At 70.6% G+C, this 21,247-nt stretch carries 16 protein-coding genes; 7 read left to right on the top strand and 9 right to left on the bottom strand.

The genetic code is table 11. The features are described 5' to 3' along the window. The first annotated feature begins 42 nt into the window (after nucleotides 1-42). Nucleotides 43-759, top strand: coding sequence for a restriction endonuclease (locus FHR38_RS03605; RefSeq protein WP_184532732.1), 717 nt, complete (start codon nucleotides 43-45; stop codon nucleotides 757-759). 59 nt (nucleotides 760-818) lie between these two features. Here the strand turns inward: FHR38_RS03605 and FHR38_RS03600 are convergent, their stop codons facing one another. Beyond that, on the bottom strand, nucleotides 819-1,226 hold the full coding sequence (locus FHR38_RS03600; protein WP_221449356.1) for a protein-tyrosine phosphatase family protein: 408 nt from the start codon (nucleotides 1,224-1,226) through the stop codon (nucleotides 819-821). Between the two features lie 346 nt (nucleotides 1,227-1,572). On the opposite strand from FHR38_RS03600, the gene FHR38_RS03595 reads away from it, so the two are divergent. From FHR38_RS03595 to FHR38_RS03575, 5 genes are all read left to right on the top strand, one after another. Then, the gene (locus FHR38_RS03595; protein ID WP_221449355.1) at nucleotides 1,573-1,980 is read left to right on the top strand and encodes a hypothetical protein; all 408 of its coding nucleotides are present in this window, start codon (nucleotides 1,573-1,575) and stop codon (nucleotides 1,978-1,980) included. After that, entirely contained in the window at nucleotides 1,980-3,398 is a 1,419-nt protein-coding gene (locus FHR38_RS03590) for a hypothetical protein (RefSeq protein WP_184532727.1), read from the top strand. The genes FHR38_RS03595 and FHR38_RS03590 overlap by 1 nt, the downstream gene beginning before the upstream one ends. Continuing rightward, entirely contained in the window at nucleotides 3,395-4,918 is a 1,524-nt protein-coding gene (locus tag FHR38_RS03585; RefSeq protein ID WP_184532725.1) for a vWA domain-containing protein, read from the top strand. The genes FHR38_RS03590 and FHR38_RS03585 overlap by 4 nt, the downstream gene beginning before the upstream one ends. 68 nt (nucleotides 4,919-4,986) lie before the next feature. Continuing rightward, nucleotides 4,987-6,102, top strand: coding sequence for an ATP-binding protein (locus FHR38_RS03580; protein ID WP_184532723.1), 1,116 nt, complete (start codon nucleotides 4,987-4,989; stop codon nucleotides 6,100-6,102). Next, nucleotides 6,099-8,981 (top strand): DUF5682 family protein, encoded by a 2,883-nt coding sequence (locus FHR38_RS03575; protein WP_184532722.1) that lies wholly within the window; start codon nucleotides 6,099-6,101, stop codon nucleotides 8,979-8,981. The genes FHR38_RS03580 and FHR38_RS03575 overlap by 4 nt, the downstream gene beginning before the upstream one ends. 435 nt (nucleotides 8,982-9,416) lie before the next feature. On the opposite strand, the gene FHR38_RS03570 is transcribed toward FHR38_RS03575, so the two are convergent. Together FHR38_RS03570 and FHR38_RS31900 are read right to left on the bottom strand one after the other, a co-directional pair. Then, complete coding sequence (locus FHR38_RS03570; protein ID WP_184532720.1) at nucleotides 9,417-12,635, bottom strand: AfsR/SARP family transcriptional regulator; 3,219 nt, start codon at nucleotides 12,633-12,635, stop codon at nucleotides 9,417-9,419. A gap of 184 nt (nucleotides 12,636-12,819) precedes the next feature. Continuing rightward, entirely contained in the window at nucleotides 12,820-12,972 is a 153-nt protein-coding gene (locus FHR38_RS31900) for a hypothetical protein (RefSeq protein WP_246446281.1), read from the bottom strand. Here FHR38_RS31900 and FHR38_RS31895 point away from each other — a divergent pair. Next, the gene (locus FHR38_RS31895; RefSeq protein ID WP_184539191.1) at nucleotides 12,971-13,195 is read left to right on the top strand and encodes a winged helix-turn-helix transcriptional regulator; all 225 of its coding nucleotides are present in this window, start codon (nucleotides 12,971-12,973) and stop codon (nucleotides 13,193-13,195) included. The genes FHR38_RS31900 and FHR38_RS31895 overlap by 2 nt on opposite strands. Nucleotides 13,196-13,241: 46 nt before the next feature. Here FHR38_RS31895 and FHR38_RS03555 read toward each other — a convergent pair whose 3' ends face one another. The 6 genes from FHR38_RS03555 to FHR38_RS03530 are packed head-to-tail and all read right to left on the bottom strand — an operon-like array spanning nucleotide 13,242 to nucleotide 21,240. Beyond that, nucleotides 13,242-14,435 carry a cytochrome P450 gene (locus FHR38_RS03555; protein WP_184532718.1) on the bottom strand — a complete coding sequence of 398 codons (1,194 nt, stop codon included), beginning with the start codon at nucleotides 14,433-14,435 and terminating at the stop codon, nucleotides 13,242-13,244. Next, nucleotides 14,432-15,880, bottom strand: coding sequence for a nucleotide disphospho-sugar-binding domain-containing protein (locus FHR38_RS31890; protein ID WP_184532716.1), 1,449 nt, complete (start codon nucleotides 15,878-15,880; stop codon nucleotides 14,432-14,434). The genes FHR38_RS03555 and FHR38_RS31890 overlap by 4 nt, the downstream gene beginning before the upstream one ends. After that, nucleotides 15,847-17,226 (bottom strand): glycosyltransferase family 2 protein, encoded by a 1,380-nt coding sequence (locus FHR38_RS03545; RefSeq protein WP_184532714.1) that lies wholly within the window; start codon nucleotides 17,224-17,226, stop codon nucleotides 15,847-15,849. Before FHR38_RS03545 ends, FHR38_RS31890 begins: the two co-directional genes overlap by 34 nt. Then, entirely contained in the window at nucleotides 17,223-18,290 is a 1,068-nt protein-coding gene (locus FHR38_RS03540) for a histidinol-phosphate transaminase (protein ID WP_281384798.1), read from the bottom strand. Before FHR38_RS03540 ends, FHR38_RS03545 begins: the two co-directional genes overlap by 4 nt. Next, entirely contained in the window at nucleotides 18,287-19,573 is a 1,287-nt protein-coding gene (locus FHR38_RS03535) for an FAD-dependent oxidoreductase (protein WP_184532710.1), read from the bottom strand. The genes FHR38_RS03540 and FHR38_RS03535 overlap by 4 nt, the downstream gene beginning before the upstream one ends. Then, nucleotides 19,570-21,240 carry a prenyltransferase/squalene oxidase repeat-containing protein gene (locus FHR38_RS03530; protein ID WP_184532708.1) on the bottom strand — a complete coding sequence of 557 codons (1,671 nt, stop codon included), beginning with the start codon at nucleotides 21,238-21,240 and terminating at the stop codon, nucleotides 19,570-19,572. The genes FHR38_RS03535 and FHR38_RS03530 overlap by 4 nt, the downstream gene beginning before the upstream one ends. Between the last annotated feature and the right edge of the window lie 7 nt (nucleotides 21,241-21,247).

Below are 21,247 nucleotides of genomic sequence, written 5' to 3'. Positions count from 1 at the left end.
CGGGCAGACTGAGGCATCCTCCTCTCACCCCAGGGAGCTGCGATGCATCGGGTCCGGTCGTATCGGCGCAGGGACGGCACGCGGGTCAGGAGCCACACGCGGAAGAGCCCCCGCCGTACGTCTGGCGGCCGCTCCGGTCGGGACAACGGTTGGCTCCTACTCGGTGCCGGCCTCGGTGCGCTGTTGCTCCTCGCGCTGATCGTGAGGTTCATCGGCCGATACCCGTACTGGTCCGCGTTCATCGGGTTTCTCGTCGTCGCCGGGACCGTCGCCGTACTCCTTCTCCTACAGAGGGGACGGGCGCGACAGGCGGCAGAGCGGGCCGCACTTGATCGGATCATCGGAACGACCGATTCGATGACCGGCCCCGAGTTCGAGCAGTGGTTCGCCCGACTGCTCGATACGTCCGGATGCTACGGGGTTACCGTCCCGGGTGGCGCGGCCGATCGGGGAGCGGACGTCATCGCCCGTGCCCCGGATGGTCGTCGAGTGGTGGTGCAGTGCAAACGGCACAGCGCGAGCAACCGGGTCGGCAGCGCGGTGATCCAACGGTTCGCCGGCACCTGTCGCACCATCCACCGGGGCGACATCTGCATGATCGTGACCAATGGTTCGTTCACGGTCGGAGATGGCCAGCGGTTGGCCCGGGAGTTGGGCATCCTGCTGGTGGATCGGTCGATGCTGGAGCAGTGGGCGTACACGGGAATGCCGCCCCTGCCGATCGCCCGGCTCTGGCAACCGGCCCGGCCGGTGGCCTGACGAAGCTCCTACCTGGCGAAGTCCCTGCCGGACGCCAGCCACCCCACCTGACGAGGTTCCTACTGGAAACGGGCGACGAAGCGGCGTTGCCAGGGCGTCTCTACCGCGTGCCGGGAGTAGTGCTCGCGAACGTAGGCGACCGCCTCGTGACCGGGGACCCCGTCGAGTACGGCGAGGCAGGCCAGTGCCGTGCCGGTACGTCCGCGCCCACCACCGCAGGCCACCTCGACCCGTTCGGTCTCCGCGCGGCGCCATGCCTCGCGTAGCGCCTCGCCGGCCGCTGCCCGATCGGACGGTAGCCGGAAGTCGGGCCAGCGGACCCAGCGACTGTCCCAGGCGACCGGCTCCGGCTGACGGCCGAGCAGGTAGAGGGCGAAGGTGGGCTGTTGACCGGGCGGGAGCGGATGGCGCAGCCCACGACCTCGGACAAGTCGCCCCGAGGGCAGTTGTAGCAGACCTGTCGTCATGGGTTCCCAGGTGGTGACCACACGGTGAGCGTAGTTTCCCCGGCCGGGAAGGCGCGACGGTGGGGCTGACCAGGGCCACGCATAACTTGTCGTACCTCGCGGCTAACTTTCCCGTCAGACGTCGAGCGTGAGACTGATTCACGGCTTGACGTGCTGATGCGGTAGAAATGCCGTCACAAACCGTCCGTTCACGCGGGTCCCGTGCTGTCGCATGCTGCCCGCGAGCCATTTGTGCTGGAGGTTGAAGGTCGTGGACGCGGACAGCGCCGCGTGGGAGCAGCGCAGCACGACACGTGTGGTGCCCCCCGTCCGGCCCCGAAAACTGGCGAAGGTTCCCTTCGTCGAAATGGCCGACGGGCGGTTGCAGGGAGTCGTTTCAAGCGGTTCGGACATCGAGCGGGTCTACGTCTCGTCGTTCGCCGCGGGGACGCACAACTTCAATTGCAGCACCAACAACAATCGTCCCTGTGGTGGGGCGCACGGCTATACGTGCAAGCATCTGGATCTGCTTCTCGACGAGGCCATTGTGCAATACGGTGCCGACCGGGTCGCTCGCTATCTGCGCGTCGAGGTCGACGGCGAGGTGACATCCGCCCGGGATCTGCTGAGACACATGAACGGCACGAACGAGCGGATGCCCGCCGCCATCGTCTTCAGCCGCTTCCTGCGGCATTTGTCCTACCTGGAGTTGCCGGTCGTCACCGAACCGGTTCCTGAGCTGCACTGGTTTCCGGCCATGGGAGCGGCCCGCTGATGCTCGAGACACAACTTTCCACACTGCTCGACGACGCGCCCTCCGGCGTCGTGGAGACACTCGATCTGGTCTCCGGATTCGACGAGGGACTGGTGTCCGGCTTCGCCCGGCTCGGTGAGGAACGGGCCGCCGCGTTGACCGCCCTTGCGGGGGCGATGGCGGCCACTCCGCTCGCCGACCGGGTCGCAGCGGCCGCCGAGAAGATCGCAGGTGGCTCGGTCACCGAGGAACACCTGAGCGTGCTGGCCGGCGCGCGGATCGCGTTGCTCGGTGCGGTGCACGACGCGCTGCTCGCTCGGCTCGACACCGCGCTACGGCGCACTCGGGCGACCTGGCCGCAGCCCCCGACCCCGAACCGGACTACCTCTGCGGGCAACCTGTTCAGCGGGTGCCGGTCGTGGCTCACCGAACTGGCCATCGCCGGTTGGCGGGGCGTCGACCACGACCTCATCTCCAGCTCCGACCAGGTGCTCCAGGCGCTGCTGGCCGATCCGGCGTTGCGTCGACTGGCGGTGCTGACCGATGGTCTGGCGACGGAACTACACGCGGGCAGTCCGATCGGGACCATGGAACGTCTGCCGGTACGACGGTGGGCCGACCTCTGGACGCGGGCGCTGCTGTTGTCGCAGGCCGGTGCCGGGACCGACGACGCCCAAGCGGCCGAGCGGGTCTCCGGGCGGCTGCTGATTCTCGGCGTCGACGTGCACGAGCACAGCACGGCGGTGCAGATCCAGGTGCACGGGGTGTTGGAGTCGGCAGGGGATTCCCCATCCCGGCTGGTGCGGACGAGTGTCGCCGCCGCGAAGGTGGACACCATCGTCGGCCCGGCGCTGTGGCGGCTGCTCGCCAACTATCCGGTGCTGCTGGGGGCGCTCGCCGAGCGACGCAGCCTGGAGATCACCGACCTGCCCCTACTGGACAGCGGTGACCTGGTGTGGCAGGACGACCGAGCGAAGGCCGGCGATCCGGCCGACCCGTTCGTCACCGCCCGGGTCCAGCTCGCCGATGCGGTCGCCCCGGCGGTGCCACCGCTGAATCGGCACCCGGTGGGCATCGCCGAACCTGTGCTGGTGGAGGGCTATACCGCCACCTCCTCCGATGAGCATTCGACCGTTACCTTCGCGTTCGGAAACGTCACGATCCCGGTCGCCGTCGACCGCCTCCCGTCGTGCGGGCCGCTCACGCCGCAACTGGTGGCCGCCTCCTCGGCGTGTGTCGGGCTGCTCCGCTGGGACGGTGGGAGCTGGTCGCTACAGCCGCTCGTGGTCCAGGCGACGGTGAAGCGTAAGCCAGTCGTCTCGTACACCGGGGACTGGGCGATGGGGCCCACCGATCCGAAGGTGGCTAAGGCGGAGGCGAAGGCCGGTGACGCTGTCGCCGTACTGCGGGAGCGGGCGGGACGGTTGTTGAGAAAATGAGCGAAACAGAGGTCAACCTCCACGAGAACCGGCGTCAGGTGCTCTACTGGCGGCTGCTGGCCCGGGTGTTCGGCACCGACGAACAGCCCACTCTGGAGTCGGCGAGCGCCGCCATCATCGACGACATTGGGCTGCCGACGGCGTTGCTCGACCCGTCGGTGTCGATCGACAACATCGTGCAGCGCTTCCCCGAGCTGGCCGAGGACCTGCAGGGGCTGCTGGCGGAGACGGCCGACCCGGCCGAGGGTGAGCCCTTGCCGACCGCCTCAGCGCTGGACGACGACGCCTCAGCGCTGGACGACGACGCCTCAGCGCTGGACGACGACGCCCCGGCAATGGGCGATGAGGCTCCAGCGGTGGGCGAGGACGCTCCGACCGTAGTCGATGATGCACAGGGTGAGGCCGACAGGTCCGAGGACATCGCGGACATCACCGGTTCGGTGGCGGAGCAGCCGGGAGCCGACGAGGTACGCCGGGCGGCGCTGGTGTCCAAGCTGCTGCTCAACGTCTTCGCGACCGGTACCGGCAACGTCACCGCCCAGCAGTTGGCCGGTTGGCAGGCTGACGTCGGCTGGTTCGAGCGGGCCTGCGGTGTCGATCCGGGGCAGCTGCGGGGCCGACCCGCCGACAGCGAGCTGGGTGGGGTCCTGGCCGGGCTGGAAGGCGACCTGGTGCGGCGGATGCGGCTGCGCGAGGTGCTGGCCGACCCAAAGCTGGCCCGCCAGCTGACCCCGAGCATGTCGCTCATCGAGCAACTGCTGCGGGACAAGGACAACCTGTCGGGGATCGCGTTGGCCAACGCCAAGGCGCTGATCCGCAAGTTCGTCGACGAGGTCGCCGAGGTGCTGCGTACGCAGGTCGAGAAGACCAGCGTGGGCACCATCGACCGGTCGATCCCCCCGAAGCGGGTGTTCCGCAACCTCGACGTCGAGCGAACGATCTGGAAGAACCTGCCCAACTGGAACCCCGAGGACCAGCGGCTCTACGTGGACCGGCTGTTCTACCGGCATACCGCCCGGCGGACCACACCGGCCCGGCTGATCGTGGTCGTCGACCAGTCGGGGTCGATGGTCGACGCGATGGTGAACTGCACCATCCTGGCGTCGATCTTCGCTGGCCTGCCCAAGGTGGACGTGCACCTGATCGCGTACGACACCCGCGCGTTGGACCTGACCCCCTGGGTGCACGACCCGTTCGAGGTGCTGCTGCGTACGAAGCTTGGTGGCGGCACCGACGGCACGGTCGCGATGGAGCTCGCCCAGCCGAAGATCGTCGATCCGCGTAACACCGTCATGGTGTGGATCTCCGACTTCTACGAGTGGCGGGAGCAGCAGGTCTTCGACGGAATGGCGGCGGTGCACCGGTCCGGGGCGCGCTTCATTCCCGTCGGTTCCGTCAACAGCGGTGGCTACCAGAGCGTGAACCCGTGGTTCCGCGAGCGGTTCAAGGACCAGGGCACCCCGGTGCTCTCCGGTCACATCCGCAAGCTCGTGTCCGAGCTGAAGAACTTCCTCAACTAGTCCGAGCTGAAGAACTTTCTCAACTAGTCCGACCTCAAGAACTTCCTCATCTAGGAGACCCGCGAAAGATGACCAACGAAATGCTGCGTGCCCCGGCCGAGGTCAAGTACGCCGAGGAGCTGGACTGGCTGGAGTCCGTCGACGACGGCCCGAAGCCGTTCTCGTGGCGGCTCAGCCCTCGTATGGTGCGACTGTTCATTCTCGGTTCCGAGCGTGCCGACGGGCTCGACCGGGAGATCCCGCAGAAGTGGTTCGGTGACCGCAGTTTCGTCGAGCGCGCCATCGTCACCCTCGCCTCGGACCGGGGGCTGCTGCTGATCGGTGACCCCGGCACGGGCAAGAGCTGGCTGGCCGAGTTGCTGGCCGCGGCGATCAGCCGCAACTCGACCCTGGTCGTCCAGGGCACGGCCGGCACCACCGAGGACCACATCAAGTACTCGTGGAACATCTCGATGGTGATCGGCAAGGGGCAGTCCCGCGAGTCGATGATCCCGTCGCCGATCATGACGGCGATGGAGCAGGGCGTGATCGGCCGTTTCGAGGAACTGACCCGGTCGACCAGCGACGTGCAGGATGCGCTGATCTCGATCCTCTCCGAAAAGTACATCTCCATCCCGGAGTTGGACAACGACAACACCGTCTTCGCCAAGCCCGGCTTCTCGATCATCGCCACGGCCAACAGCCGGGACCGGGGCGTCAACGACCTCTCGTCGGCGCTGAAGCGCCGGTTCAACTTCGTCAAGATTCCGGTCGTGACCAACAAGCGCAGCGAGGCGGAAATCGTCCGGTTCCGTACCGTCGAACTGCTGCGCCGGCACCAGATCGAGCTGGACGTGCCGCCGACGCTGCTGGACATCCTGCTGCAGAGCTTCGCCGACCTACGGGTCGCCGCCGCTGCGGCCAAGAGCGACGACGAGAAGCTGGAGTCGGCCCTCTCCACGGCCGAACAGATCGGTGTCCTCGAAGACGCGATCCTGCACAGCCAGTTCTTCGGCGACCGGACCCTGCGGGCCGAGACGCTTGCCAACTCGCTGGTCGGCTCGCTGGTGCGCCGAAGCCCGGAGGACCTGGCGATCATGAACAAGTACCTGCACGGTGTGGTCGAGCCCCGGAGCAAGTCCGACGGTGGCGAGTGGCCCGAGTTCCTTGAGGGCGGTCGGCAGGCGATCGCCACGCTCTCATGAGCACCGACGTGGCGGGCCCGCCGACCGGCACCGCCGTGGACCTGTTCGGGCCATTACGTCGACAGTTGCTCGACGCTGCCACCGAGTTCGCCGACGGGCCCAATGCGTTGGCCGACATCATGACGGGCATGGTCGACGACGTCGACCGGGCGTTGCGGGAGGAGCTGGAGATCTTTCCCGTGTGCCACCACTCGCCGGCTTCCGGGTTGGCGATGGTACGCCGCCTCCGGGAGAAGCAGCCCAAGGTGATCTACCTGGAGCTGTGCGAGGACCTGCGCCCGCTCCTGGACGAGCTGCGCAACTGTCGGCTCCCGGTGGCGCTGCAGGCGTACGCCTCCAACCTGGACGGCTTTCCGCCGCAGTGGGGGCCGCTCAGCGTCGTGGCACCGATCACCGAGGCGTCGGCCGAATACCAGGCCATCTCGTACGCCCTGGAGACCCCGGGTGTCGAGTTGGTGCTGGTCGACCGGTCGGCGGATCACGTCTTCCAGTGGCTGCCCCGGGATCCGGAGCCCAAGCCCGACGGCACCGACGGTGACCCGGCCGACGGTGACGCGGCCCCGCCGAGCGAAGACGCGGCAAACGAAGACACGGCGTTGCACGGCGACGCGGTGGGCATCGAGATCGGTGACCTGCGGCCCCGGTTCGCCGAACTGGAGGAGCACCTGCTGCACCACGGCAAGGTCCGACACTGGTCCGAGTGGTGGGACCAGTACGTGGAGCAGCCGCTGGCCGGTGCCGACTATGACACCTACCGGCAGGCGATGGTGCTGATCGGCAGCCTGTTCCGACGGCTGAGCCCGTCGGACACCGCGCGGCTGGATCGGGACGAGGACCGCGAGCGCTACATGTGGACCCGGATGCGGGAGCACCTGGGCAGCTCGGGGGTGGACGCCTCAGATTGCCTGTACGTCTGCGGCGCGTTCCACGCCGCCAGCCGGGTCGCGGAGTTCGGCCTCTCGGGCAGCACCGACTACGAGATCGATCCGCGTACCGGCACCGAATGGCTCTACGGCCTGATCCCGTCCAGCCATTCGGCGATCGAACGGCAGTTCGGGTTGGCCGGTGGCTCGGTGTCGATCGCCGGGGCCACCTGGACGAAGGCGTTGACCCGTTCGGGGCTCACCCCGTACCAGCTCGAAGGGCAGAAGGGGAGCCGCAAGCGGTCGAAGCGTACGAAGGCACTGCCGGCGGCACCTGCGGCGGCACCGGTCGCCGACCGGCTCACCGGGTTCCTGTCGAAGCCGCCCGTGCTGGACGGCCTCGACGAGGAGGAACTGCTCGGGTGGTGCGTGGACATCGTGCGGCTGGCCCGCCGTAACGGCTACCTGTCCAGCACGGCGGACGCCATCGCGGTCTTCGAGACGTCCATCCTGCTCGCCGGCATGCGTAACCGGGCCCGCCCCACCCCGTACGACTTCCAGGACGCCGCGGTCACCTGCATCGAGAAGGACAAGGTGCCGGGCCGCCGGGACGTACGTCGCCTGTGCGAGATCCTCATGGGTGGTGACCGGATCGGGCAGGTCGGTTACGAAGCACTGCCACCCCTGGCCCGCGACGTGTACGACCGGCTGGCCCCGCTCGGGCTCGACCTGGAGAAACGTACGCTGCAACGGGCACTGCTGGACCTGACCGCCAACCCCGAGCTGGTGCCCTGCTCGGACCTGCTGTGGGTGCTCCGGCACCTGCTGCCGGACGGTGCGTTCCGGCCGATCATGGGGGCTCGCCGGCTCGGCGAGCGTTCCGCCCAGGAAAGCTGGGACCTGGCTCTCGGGCAGAACCAGCGGGCGATCATCGAGCTGGGCTACGAGGGCATCACGGTCGAGCAGGTGTTGGAGCAGCGGCTGCGCCGCAAGGTGTGGGCACCGAACGCCACCGCGTCGATGGCCCTCGCCGCGGTGGAGGACTCGCTGCTCTACCTACGTAACCCACGCTTCACCGACGAACTCGGCGTCCGGGCCGTCGAGCTGCTGGCCGCCGAGCGTACGGTGGACGACGCCCCGGAGGTGCTGCGGCGGATTCGTCGGCTGCTGGCCCACTACCGGGCCACGCAGCCGGAGCTGCCCGGTTGGTGTGAGGCGTTCGTCAAGACAGGCTATGCGCACTACTGCACCCTGCTGCCCATGGCCTTCGTGGACGAGCACATCGGGGTACGACAGGTCGGGGCGATGCTCGGCTTCCTGTTCACCCTGGAAAGTCTCGCCCTGGCGTTGGGCTGCGACCACGCCCAGCTGGAGCTGGCCGTCCAGCAGTCGCACCCGGAGGCGCCCGCCAAGGTGGCGCTGCTCTGGGTCGCCCGCTCCCAGCTCGGTCTGCTGACCCTGGCCGACCTGCGGACGCGCTGCGACGAGATGTTGGGCAATCCGCTGGTGGTACCGGCGTTCCCGCAGTACCTGAGCGGGTTCGTCCAGGCCCTGGAGTCGGTGCCGACCCTGGCGCCGTTCGTCGTGGAGACGATGTCCAAGGCGTTCGCGCGGTTGCCGGATCGGGTGCTGCTGCCGTGGCTGCCGACCCTGATCACGACGTTGCGCAACCAGGCCGGTGAGCTGGTGCCGGTGTTGGTACGGGAGGCGGGGCGTACGTTCCCGGGCACGCTGCCGGCGGTCGACGCCTGGGTGCCGCCGTGGACGGGGCGGGCGGTGTCGGCGACACCGGGCACGGCCGTCGCCGTGACGGCGGGGCCGGTGACCGAGCTGCTGGTTGGCCATCCTGCCACCTGCGACGCGGTGGCCGAGCTACTCGGCTGCGAGGGCGAGTGGCGGCCGGTGGGCGGTGCTCCCGCCGGGGCCGAGTACCGCGAGGTGAGCGGGTTGCTGACCGATCATCCGGCCACCGTCGAAGCGGTCGCGGGGTTGCTGGACCCGGTAGCGGCTGGCTGACCGGGAGCCGCCGGCGCGTGGTCGCGGGTGGCGGCCGGTACGGCCGAGGGGGCAGGGCGGAGCACCTTCCGACGTGAGCGGAAGCGGACGTTCCGTCCTGCCCCCGATGCGTTTCTGCCCTGCGCCCGATGGAGTTCCTGCCCCCGTCTCGATGGAGTTCCTGCCCCGTCTGGCGATGGCAAGGGCTATGGCAAGGCGTACCGGTGAGACTAGGAAGGCCGACCGGGGTGACGGCCGTCGGCTCGACGGTTCGGTCTGGCTGCGCGTGTGGTGGTGCCGTCTGGAAAAACGGGGGTGGGCGGAGACGCCACTGGCGCGCGGCCAGCACCTGGCTCGCTCCAGTGACCGTCGGCCAGACCGACGGTCACTGGAGGTAGGTGGACGTCAGGCAGGACTCCTCGTCCCTGCCCAGTACGGGGTGAAGATGGCCGGCGGTCAGCGGAGGAAAGCGGCCACTGCGGCAGTTTCGGGCACCCCGAGGCTGCTGAAGATCTCCATCGCCTGGGTTGCGTGCCGGTGGGCTTCCTCGTGGTTACCGAGGGTGCGCAACACCTGGGCGGTGCCGAATTCGGCGCGGCCCCGTTGGAAGCGGTCGCGGCAGCGCACGGCGATGGCCAACGCCGCCTGAAAGTGCTCCAGCGCCGTTGTGTCGTCCGCTGCCGTCCGATGGGCCTCGCCAAGATCGTTGTGGATCTCAGCCTCCCGGCTCGGGGTGTTCAGTCGTCGGACGAGGTCCAGGGCGGCGTGCTGGAGTGTGATCGCCGTGGCGTGCGCGCCGAGTCGAGAGTGGACCTCGCCGAGTCCCTTCAACGCCGTGCCCTCGGCCTCCCGGTTGCCGATCTCCCGGGCCAGCAGGAGTGCGCGCTCGTGTGCCTCCCGGGCCGACTCGATCTCGCCGAGGCTCAGCTGGACCGCGCCGAGATGGTTGAGCACGTAGGAGAGGATCCGTCGGTCGTTGTGCCGCTCGGCGATCACCCGGGCCTGGTGCAGGAGGGAAAGGGCCTCGGTGTGGTTGCCCAACCGGTGCTCCAGGAAGGCGGCGTTGTCCAACGCGATGGCCTCGCCACGTTGGTCACCGGTCCGTCGGTAGAGCGCCATCGCTTGCCGGTAGTGCTTGGCCGCGTTGCCGTACCGGCCGAGGTTCTTCAGCGAGATGCCGAGATTGCCCAGCATCATCGCCTCGCCCCGCTGGTCGCCGACGGCCCGTTGGATCGGCAGCGCGCGCAGGTAGTGGTCGACCGCGTCGTCGTACCGGCCGAGTAGGTCGTAGACCACCCCGAGGTTACCCAGGGTGGTGGCCTCGCCGGCCCGATCGCCGGCCTGGCGGCGTAGCGGCAGCGCCTGCCGGTAGTGGTCGACCGCGTCGTCGTACCGGCCGGTGGCGTAACGGGACGCCCCGAGACTGTTGAGGATCTCCCCCTGGGCGTACGGGTCGGTCAGCCGCCGGGCTGCCGCCAGCGCGGGCAGGTTCGTGGCGTGCCAGTCGTCGCTGTAGCCCCGGATGAAGAAGAACTTCCACAGCGCCTGCGTGAGTTGCCAGGTGTGCACGAGTCGGTCACCGGCGCGCAGGATGGCCGCGACCAGGCTGGGCCGTTCCGCCTCCAACCACTCGATCGCCTGCTCGTAGGTGGTCGGCGCAGGACCCGAGACGATCGGAGAGAGTTCGGGTAGCGGTGCCCGGCTCCGGTGCGGGTCGACCAGGTCCATGGCGGCGTTGACCCGGTGCAGGTACCAGTCGTAGAGCCGGTCCAGCGCGTCACCCGACTCCACCCGGGCGAGTTCGGCCGCGTACTCGCGTAGCAGGTCGTGCATCTGGAACCGGCCGCGGCAACCGGGTTCGACCAGATGGGCCCCCACGAGCAGATCGATCAGCCGGCCGGTCTGGTCGAGGTCGAGACCGGCGAGGTTGGCGGCGGCGAGCAGGTCCCAGTCCGGCCCGGGGTACAGGCCGAGCAGCCGGAAGAGTCGGGCGGCTGCCGGCGGCAGGGCCTGGTATGACCAGGAGAAGACGACCCGCAGGGCGGTGAGCGGGTCGCCGGGGAAGGAGAGTACGTCCAGCCGCCGGCTCCGGTCGGCGAGTTCGGCCACCAGGTCGGCCAGGGGACGGCCGGGGGACGGTGCCCCGGTGCGACCCGCGTGGACCCGGCTGCCCGGTTCGGCCGCGTCGACCCGGCCGGTCCGTTCCGCGGCGATCCGCAGGGCGAGTGGCAGGCCGGCGCAGAGCCGGACCAACTCCACCCGTGCCCCCGGCTCGGCGTCCACCCGCGCGTCGCCGAGGATACGGCGCAGCAGATCCGTCGCCTCGGTGTCGGTGAGGCGGTCCAGCGCCAGCCGACGCGCGCCGTCCCGAGCCACCAGGGCGGCCAGGTCGTCCCGGCTGGTCACCAACACCAGCGAGCCGGGGGAGCCCGGCAGGAGCGGCCGGACCTGCTCGACCGAGCGGGCATTGTCCAGGACGACGAGCATCCGCCGGCCGGCCAGCAGCGACCGGTACAACGCCGCCCGCTCGTCGAGGTCGATCGGGGTACGGTCGACGCCCAGCGCGCGGAGGAACCCGTCGAGCGCGGCGGCGGCCGGCTTCGGTTCGCCCGGATCGTAGCCACGTAGGTCGACGTAGAGCTGGCCGTCGGGGAACTGCCCGGCGACCCGGTGTGCCCAGGTCACCGCCAGGGCGGTCTTGCCGGCTCCACCCGTACCGGTGATCGCCGCGACGGCCACCGTGGGGGCCGCCGTCAGGTCCCGCAGGTGGTCGTCGAGGGTCTGTAGCGCCTCGGTGCGACCGGTGAAGTGGGCGACTGGAAGGGGAAGCTGCGCCGGGACCGGGGAGGCTGGCGCAGCCGGGACCGGTGCCGGGGTCACCAGGATGGCCGATGGTGCCGGTGCGGCGGCGGGCGTCAGCGCGGGATCGTCGCGCAGCATCGCCGTCCGTAGCTCCTGCAACTCGAGGCCCGGGTCGAGACCGAGGTCATCGGCGATCCGGCCCCGGATGCGCTCGTAGGCGTCCAGCGCATCGGTACGCCGTCCACACCGGTAGAGGGCGAGCATGAGCTGCGCGGTGTACGACTCGTGTAGCGGATTCTCGGCAACCAGCGCGGTCAGCTCACCGACGATTTCCCGGTGTCGCCCCCGGTCCAGTTCGCTGGCCATGAGTAGTTCGGTCGCGGCCAGGCGAAGCTCGGTCAGCTCGATGCCGATCCGCTCCCGGAGCCGGTCGGTGGCCAGGTCGGCCAGGAGCGGACCACGCCAGAGGGCCAGCGCGTCCCGAAGCGGGCCGACCCGCCGGTCCGGGGCGGGCAGTTTCCGGGCGCGGTCGACCAACGTACGGAAGACGTGGGCGTCGACCTGCTCGGCGTCGACCTCCACCCGGTAGCCGGTGGCCGTACTCGACAGCGGCACGTCGAACGGTGTGAGCACCGCCCGCAGCCGGGAGACGTGGGTGTGCAGACTGGCCCGAGAGGTTGCCGGCGGGGCGTCGTCCCAGAGCAGGTTGGCCAGTCGGTCGGGGGACACCGCCGAACCGGTCTCCAACAGCAGCAGCGCGAGCAGCATGCGCTCGCGTCTTCGCCCCAGCGCCACCGGTCGTCCGTCGTGCAGCGCTTCCATCCGACCGAGCAGTCGGAACTCCATCAGCCTCCCCGAGGACCAGTAACGCACCAGCGCATCGTGGTACGCCAAGGCGGGTCCAGCGAGAGTCTATGGCGCGGGGTCCAGCCGCAGGTGGCGGGCCAGGCCAGGTCGGACCTTCCACGCGCCGGCTGTCGGTGCTACCCGAACAGAGGGGGTGTACCGACGGCCGGCTGACGCCTTGCTCGTGGTTGTAGGGGTACTTGCTGCTCTACTACCGGAAGGCGGCGATGTGGCGCTGGACCCAGTCAGCAAAGGTGCGCGGTGCCCGGCCGAGGACCCGCTCGACATCGGGGCTGATCCGTTGCTCGTCGTCGGTGGGGTCACCGAGGATGGCGAGGGTGCCATCAGCCACCGGCTCAGGCATGAACCGCAGCATCTGTGTGCGGGCCTCGTCGCGGGTCTGCTCGACGAACCGGACGGGTTCCCCGAGCGCGCCGGCGATCGCTGAGGCCCGGGTCGAATACGAGATCAGCGAGGTTGGCCGCAGCCTCGCCCCGTTCTTCGCCCATCTCACTGAATGGGCCGCCACCAATCTCAGCAAGGTCGAGCAGGCCCGGCACGACTACGACACCAGGCCTGCCCGGTAGCTCGTCGACCGATGGTGGGAGTACGGCGAACCAGCGGCGTACGGTGCTACCAGGTCACCGGCAGCGCCGCCAGGCACCGTACGGCCAGGCCGGGCTTGAACCGCAGCTCGTCCTCGGGCACCGCGACCCGTAGCCCCGGCAGCCGGGTGAGCAGGCCACGCAGCGCCTCCTGCAACTCCATCCGGGCCAGTTGCGCCCCGAGACAGTGGTGTACGCCAGCACCGAAGCCCAGGTGGGGATTGGGACTGCGGGACAGATCCAGCCGGTCCGGGTCGGCGAACGTGGCCGGGTCGCGGTTGGCGGCCACGAACGCCGGCAGCACCGCCGTACCAGCGGGGAGGGTTACCCCGCTCAGCGTCACCTCCTCGGTGGTGATCCGGGGCAGCATCACGCCCGTCTCACCGAGCTGGATGAACCGGGTCAGTTCCTCCACCGCCGGCCCGATCGCGTTCGGGTCGGCGCGGAGCCGGTCGAGCTGGTCGGGATGGTTCAGCAGGGTGAGCAGCGACATGTTGATCTGGTTGGTGGTGGTCTCGTGACCGCCGATGAGCACCCCCACGCAGACCGACACCAGCTCGTGTTCGGACAGTTTGTCGCGCTCGTCGCGGGCCTGGATGAGGGCGGTGATCAGGTCGTCGGCCGGTTCGGCGCGCTTGGCGGCGATCATCCGGGCGAAGCCGTCCAACGCCGCCCGGGTGCCCTCCGGGTCCTGCTGCCAGTCGCCCATCATCGTGTCCGACCAGGCCTTGCAGTTGTGTCGCTCGGCGGGCGGCACCCCGAGCAACTCGCTGATCACCTCGACCGGGAACGGGGTCGAGAAGTGCGTGACGAGGTCGACCGGTCGAGGCAGGGCGGACATCCGGTCGATCAGCTCGTCGACCATCCCGGCCACCCAGGGGCGTAACTGTTCCACCCGACGGGGGGTGAAGGCACTGGCCACCAGCCGGCGCAGCCGGGTGTGCTCCGGCGGGTCCATGCCGATCAGCGACTCGGTCTCCAGTGCGCCAAGTTCCTTCGGTGGTGCGTCGTCACCCCGGGCGGCGGCCCGGCTGAACCGCGAGTCGGTGAGCACCCGGCGCACGTCGGCGTGGCGGGTCACCAGCCAGGCCGGTGAACCGTCGGACATGACCACCGGGACCACCGGTCGGTTCTCCCGCAGCTCGGTCAGTTCCGGCGACGGATGGTGGATCGAGGGCGAGGAAGCGAACGGGTACGGCAGGGGAGTGTGCTGCTCGGTCATCGGGTTCCTCCGGTCGGGCTGACGGCTACCGGCTGCGTCGGGCCCGGGTCGCCTTGGGCTGGGCCCGGATGGCCTTGGAGCGGGCGCGTCGGGTCCGGGTGGCCTTGAATCGGGTCCGGGTGGCCTTGCGTCGGGTCCGGGTGGCCTTGCGTCGGGTCCGGGTGGCCTTGCGTCGGGTCCGGGTCGCCGAGCGCCGTCGGCGCACCCGTCCGGGCCAGGCGGCACAGCGCCGGCACCAGGTCGGCGGGGGTCGGTCGCTCCTCGCTGCGGCGACGCATCTCCTGCGCCGCCGCCCGCCACCGGTCGTCGTCCAACAGTTGCGTCACCTGGTCGCGGATCGTGTCCGGGTCGGCGTCGTCGCCGGCCAGTTGGGTGCCCGCCCCGGTGACGGTCAGCCGGTCGGCGTTGAAGTGCTGGTCGCTGACCTGCGGTAACACCAGCTGCGGCACGCCACACGCCAGCCCGGTCATCGTCGTACCGGCCCCGCCCTGGTGGACCAGGGCCTGGCAGGTGGGCAGCACCAGGTGCAGGGCGAGTGGGGAGCGGGCCAGTCGTACGTTGGCCGGCAGTTCGCCCAGGGTGGCGTGCTGGCTGGCCTCCAACGCCACGACGACCTCGATGTCGAGCCCGGCCAGGGCGTGCACCACCCGGGACGCGTCGACCAGGTCGGTCAGCCCGAGACCGGCCATCATGGTGCCCCAGGTGACACAGACCCGGGGGCGGGCGGCCGGCTTCCGGAGCCAGTCCGGCACCACTGCCGGCCCGTTGTACGGAACGAACCGCATCGGCAGGCTCGGCCTGGCCAGCGGCACCTGCATCGGGGCGGGGCACGGGTCGAGGCTCACCGCCCCGGTGACGCGTACCCCGTCGACACCGAGCCGGGCCGCGCGCGGACCGAGCACCAGGTCCTCGTCGAGCGTGAGTTGGCTGCCGGCGTCCGGGCCCCACAGCAGCCGGACGTCGGGCACCCCGAGGGCGGCGGCGACGAGCGAGCCGGCCAGGTTGAGCGGCTCGTAGACGACCAGGTCCGGCCGGTAGTGCCGGCCGAAGGCGAGCAGTTCGTCGAGCATGGCGTCGGCGAACCGCACCACCCCACCGTCCGGCGTCACCGCCGCTGCGACAGCCGGTCTCACCGCGTCGATGTTGGGCGGCACCGCCGTCGCGACGGCCGCACCGGCCGCCGGACTGCCCGCTGGACCGGCCACCCGGCCGACCTGACCGGCGAACACCTCGGCGAAGTCGAGGTCGGGACCGACCGGTACGGCGGGCAGGCCGGCGGCGACGATCGCGGCCCCCTGGGCCGGTTGACCGGCCACCCGTACCTGGTGGCCGGCGGCCTGCAGGGCCCAGCCCAGCGGGGCGAGCGGATAGAAGTGCGAGCGCCAGCCCCAGGTCACCATCAGCACCCGCATCAGGGCGTACCACCGACGGAGATGGTCGCGCACCCGTCGTCGGTGGTGGTCAGCCGCACCGGCAGGTGCGGCTCGACCGTGGTGCGCAGGAAGTCGAGGTCACGGGCGAACGGCAGCGGCAGCATCGCCGCCGGCGGGATGCTCAGGTCGGTGCAGACGAAGTCCACCCGGCCGGCCAGCCGCCGCCCCTCCTCCAGGAAGGCACCGAGGTCTTCCGGATTGAGGAAGCGCCACAGGTCGACGCTGACCACCCGGTCGAAGCGGTCACCCTCGAACGGGGTCAGCAGCCCGGCCAGGTGCAGGTTGTCCGCGCTGGCCGGTGCGTCGTGGTCGAAGGTGACCGATCCCGGCCCGAGGGCGAGCTTGCTGGCCCCGTGCCCGACCAGCAGGCAGTTCTCTCCGGCGAGAAGCCGCTGGTAGTCGGCGGGCAGCCGGTCGACCTGACCCAACCCGTGGGCCCGCGAGGCATCCAGCGCGTCCTCGAACCAGGCGATCCGGCGTACGGCGTTGGACCAGAGTCCGGGAAAGCCGAAGAACTCGATGTCGTACCGGGGATGTTTGCGGGCGATGTGGATGAAGTTCTCGGCGAGTTGGGCCATCAGTACCCGCCAGGACCGGAAGTGCGGCAGGTCGTAGGTGATCGCGTCGTCGCCGATCGCGAACAGGTCCGGGTCCCGGCCGTGATGGTGGAACAGTCGGTAGAACAGCTCGTTGTCCTCACCACCCCAGGTGACCAGTTCCTCGTCGAAGCCGCCGACGGCCAGCAACGAGGCCCGGTCGACCGAGGCGTTGTTGGTGTGGCCGTACACCCAGGGGGCGCGGGTGAAGTCGCGGCGGCGGTGGGGCGAGGCGAACAGGTAGTCGCGTACGTCCTCCCGGTAGTCGCCGACCATGGCCGGGGTCGGGGTCTCCCCCTGCCTGAGGGCCTCGATCGCCGCCCAGTCGACCAGGATGCTGCGACCGAGTTGGACGCCGGGACGCAGCCCCCGGCCGGCGTGGAACTCCCAGTGCCGGCGGAGCAGCTCGGGGTGGGCGCAGTGGTCCGCGTCGAGGAGCAGGATCACGTCGCCCCGGGCCTCGGCGATGGCCCGGTTCCGGGCGACGGAGCGCCCCCGGTTCGGGCTGTGTCGCAGGTAGGTCAGGGGCAGGGCGTCAGCGAACGGTGCGACCACCGGTTCGAGTGTGGGTTCGGAGCCGTCGTCGACGACGATCACCTCGAACTCGTCCCGGGGCATCGTCTGCCGGGTCAGGGCCTGGAGCGCCAGGGTGAGCAGGTGCCCGTTGTTGAACACCGGGACGGTGACGCTCAGCCGAGGCCGGTGCGCGGCACCACCGTCGACCGACCCGGTCGTGACTTCGCTACCGAGCGGGCGGTTCACGATGCCACCGCCGTCCGGTCGGTGACGACGAATTCGGCAGCCACCTCGACCAGCCGACGGTTCGCTGCGGCGTCGCCGACGGTGATCCGTACTCCCTGGCCGGGATGACTTCGGACGAGGATCCCGGCCCGTCGACAGTGCGCGGTGAACGCCTCCGCGTCCGTACCGAGGGTCAGCCAGACGAAGTTGGCCTGACTGGGCACGACCGGCAGGCCGAGCGCGGCCAACTGGTCGCTCAACTGTCGCCGGTGTCGGGCCAGTTCGGCGCAGCGGGTCAGCAGCTCCGCCTCGGCCACCGGGTCGAGCGACGCGACGGCGGCGGCCTGGCCGGGACCGCTGGGGAAGAAGACCGCTCCCCGGAGGCGGGCGGCGGCGGCGATGCCCGGTGGGGCCACGGCGTAGCCGACCCGCAGCGCGGCCAGGCCGTACGCCTTGGAGAAGGTCCGCAGTACGCAGAGGTTGCCGCGGTCCCCGGCCACCGCCACCAGATCCGGTACGTCGGGATCGGTGACGAACTCCCGGTACGCCTCGTCGACGATGACCACCACCTCCGGGGGTATCCGGTCCAGGAATCGTTCGATCTCGGCCCGATGCAGCACTGTGCCGGTCGGGTTGTTGGGGTTGCACACCAGCACGCAGCGGGTGTCGGCGGTGACCGCGTCGGCCATGGCGGTCAGGTCGTGCCGGTGGTCGGCCAGGGGCACCGGCACCGGCCGCGCCCCGGCGTTGGCGATGATCAGCGGGTACGCCTCGAACGACAGGGCGGCGTGCACCACCGTCCCTCCCTGGGGCGCGATCGCCTGGATGAGGTGCTGGCACAGCCCCGCCGACCCGGGGCCGACCACGAGTTGCGCAGCCGGTACGCCCAGCCGGGCGGCCAGCGTCGCCAACAGTTCGGCGGCGGCGTGGTCGGGGTAGCGGTGCAGTCGGCTCGCCCCGCCCATGACGAGTCGTCGGACACTGGGCAACGGCGGATAGGGGGTCTCGTTCATGGAGAGATCGATGTTGGGCTCGTTCGTCGGGTCGCCGCCGTGGCGGTGACCGCCGGGGGATGGGAGGGTCAATTCGGTTCACCGCCGTTCTTCGCCGGATGGGCAGGGACCGGGTCGGCGTGCCGATCGGTCAGGATGCCGAGCTGGTAGAGCCGGTCCATGGTGGTCAGCGGTCGCAGGTCGACCCCGGCCAGGTTGCCGGCGGTGAGCCGCAGCAATCGCGGGTTGGCGGCGGTGTGCCGCATCATCCGCCGGCCGAGCAGCCGGGCTGGCCCACCCGTGCTGGTCAGCATCCGGGCCGCGTTGTGGCTGACCGTCGCGGTGTGGTCGAGCCGTTGCAGTCGGAGTCGCTGGTATTCCCGCAGGGCCCGGTCGAGCGCGTCCGCCCCGGTGTCGCCGGCGGCGGCGATCCGGTCGGCCAGGGTCTGCGCGTCGGCCAGCGAGCTGTTGATGCCCTGGGCGGCCATCGGGTGTACGGCGTGCGCCGCCTCGCCGACCAGTGCCAGCCCGGGGACGGTCAACCGGGGGGTGTGCAGCCGGCAGATGGTCAACGCCTGCCGGCGGCCCAGGCTGGCCCGTAGCGGGTCGGCCAGGGGGGCGAGGGCCGGCATCGCGGCGAGCAGCCGTTCGGCCCAGCCGGGCAGGTCGGCCAGCCCGCCCTCGCGTAACTCGTCTGGCCGGACCTGGACGTAGAGGCGGCACCGGTTCCCGGGCAGGGGGTAGACCAGGCGCAGTCCCCGGTCGGTGAGATAGGCGCACACCTCGTTGGCGACGCGTACCCCGCCTATCTCGAAGGCGAGCAGTCGGTGGTCGTACGGCCGGCGACGCATCACGAGTCCGGCCGCCTTGCGCAGCCGGGAGGACATTCCGTCGGCGGCGACCACCAGCCGGGCCCGGATGTCCCGCTGCCGTCCCGCCTCGGTGACCCGTACGCCGGTGACCCGGCCCTGCCGGTCGCGGAGCGCGCCTTCGACGAGCACCGGTCGGCGGACCCGGACGGTCGGCCCGAGCCCGTCGACCAGGGCGCGAAGCAGGTTCGGGTATTCGGTGCAGAGGATCTGCCGGTAGGCACCGGGAAGGGCGGTGTAGTCCAGTGGGAGCAGCATCGCACCGGCCGGGTCGCGGATGGCCAGCCGGTCCACGGCGACGGTGCCACCGGCCCGTAGCATCGGCAGGCTGTCCCAGTTGTCGAGGATGCGCACCGACTCGGGTTGGAGCAGCTCCCCCTTGGCCACCTTCGCCGGGCTGGCCCGCCGGTCGAGCACCAGCACGCTCAGACCGAGTCGACCCAGCGCGTGGGCGGCGGCCAGTCCGCCTGCGCCGGCCCCGCACACCACCACGTCGAAGTCGGTCACGCGGCACCTCCGGTGTGGCTCCGGTAGGCACCCAACGCGCGCAGCGCCAGGCCCCGGGTGATCGCCCCGTTGGGATAGTGCATGTGGTGCCGGATGTAGGCGCAGACCCGGCTGGCGGGCCAGGCTCCGCTGGATAGCTGGGTGTCCAGCAGCCAGCCCACGGCCCGGGTCACCGGCTCGTCGGTGGCGGCGGCCCCGGCGGAGAGCAGGGCGTGCACCGTCCAGGCGGTCTCCTCCACCGTGCCTTCCGGGGTGCTGCCGGAACCCCAGGAACCGTCGGGAAGCTGGGTACGCAGCAACCAGTCCCGGGCCCGGACACTGACCAGATGGGTGGTCTGCCCGGCCTCGGCCAGCGCGTCCAGGACCATGGCGGTGCCCGAGGTGTGATCCCGGTACCACAGGTTCTCGAAGGTCCCGTCCGGACGTTGTTGGGTGAGCAGCCACCGGACGGCGGCGACGACCGGTGGGCTGTCCGGGGCGTGCCCGGTGTGCCGCAGGGCGACGATGCCCTGACTGGTGATGCCGCAGCAGGGGCCGTCGTTGGCCAGGCGGGTGTCGCGGACCCATAGGCTCCACGAGCCCCGCCGGTCCTGTCGGTTGATCAGCCAGTCGACGCCTCGGCGTAGGACCGGATCGTCGTGGTGGTCGGGCAGACCGGCCAGCGCCGTCACGATCTCGGCCGATTCGAGGGTGACCGGCCAGCCGCGCGGCCCGCTGAAGCTCCACCCGCCGGGCGGCACGCCGAAGACCGGGAACGGTTGGCGTTGCTGGCAGCGGTGGAACAGGTCCCGGGTGCGCCCGAGCCGGGGGTCGTCGGCGTAGCCGGCCGCGATGAGGCCGGTGGCGGCGAACCCGGAGCGGGTGAGGTCCAGGTTGGTGACCGCGTCCCAGGACCCGTCGGGCCGGACCGCGCGGCGGAGGAAGCCGGCGATCGCCGACACCAGGTGCGGAGCCAGGTCTGCGTGGGCCAGGCCGAGACAGACCAGGGCCGCCGGCCAGGGATCCTCGCTGAACGCCCCAGTGTGCCCCTCGTGCGCGTCGATCGCGGCCAGCAGGCGCAGGGCTACCGGCTCGGCCCGGCGCAGGGTGGCCCGGCGTAGCGGGCCGGCGGGCATGGTCCGGGTCTGTAACAGGGCCAGCGCGACGAACGGCGCGGTACGGAAGGAGATCCGTTGCCGGCGGAGGCCGTCGAAGTGGACGAGTTCCAGCGGAAGTCGGCGCAGCTGCCCCGCCTCCGGTAGGTTGGTCAGGGCCAGGAACTGCCGGCACAGGTGGTTGACCGCCGGGTCGGTGACCGCCTCGACACCGCCCAGCGCCGCGAGCCGCTGGCGGCCCCGGCGTACCGCCTCGGCGCTGTCGGTGGGGGCGACGATCTGCAGGGTGGCGGTAGCGACCGAGGTGGCGATCGGTTCGCTGTCGGCGCCGACCACACCGCCCCAGCCGCCGTCGCCGTGCTGGTGGGCACAGAGCCAGGCCACGCCCCGGGCGACCAGGTCCCGGGAGCCTTCCCGGTCGGCGCGATGCAGTGCGGTGACCGCGCCGGCCGTACCCAGCACCGAACTGGGCGGTGAGTCCACGAAGGCCCCGTCCGGCCGTTGCCCACCCAGTAGCTCTTCGGCGCCGGCTTCGATGGCCCGGCTCACCCGGTCGATGAGTGGGGACGGCATGATGATG

Origin of the sequence: Micromonospora polyrhachis (assembly GCF_014203835.1) — a bacterium.
GTDB lineage: Bacteria > Actinomycetota > Actinomycetes > Mycobacteriales > Micromonosporaceae > Micromonospora_H > Micromonospora_H polyrhachis.
The sequence above is the reverse complement of the archived record's forward strand: the minus strand, read 5'-3'. Positions and strand labels throughout refer to the sequence as shown.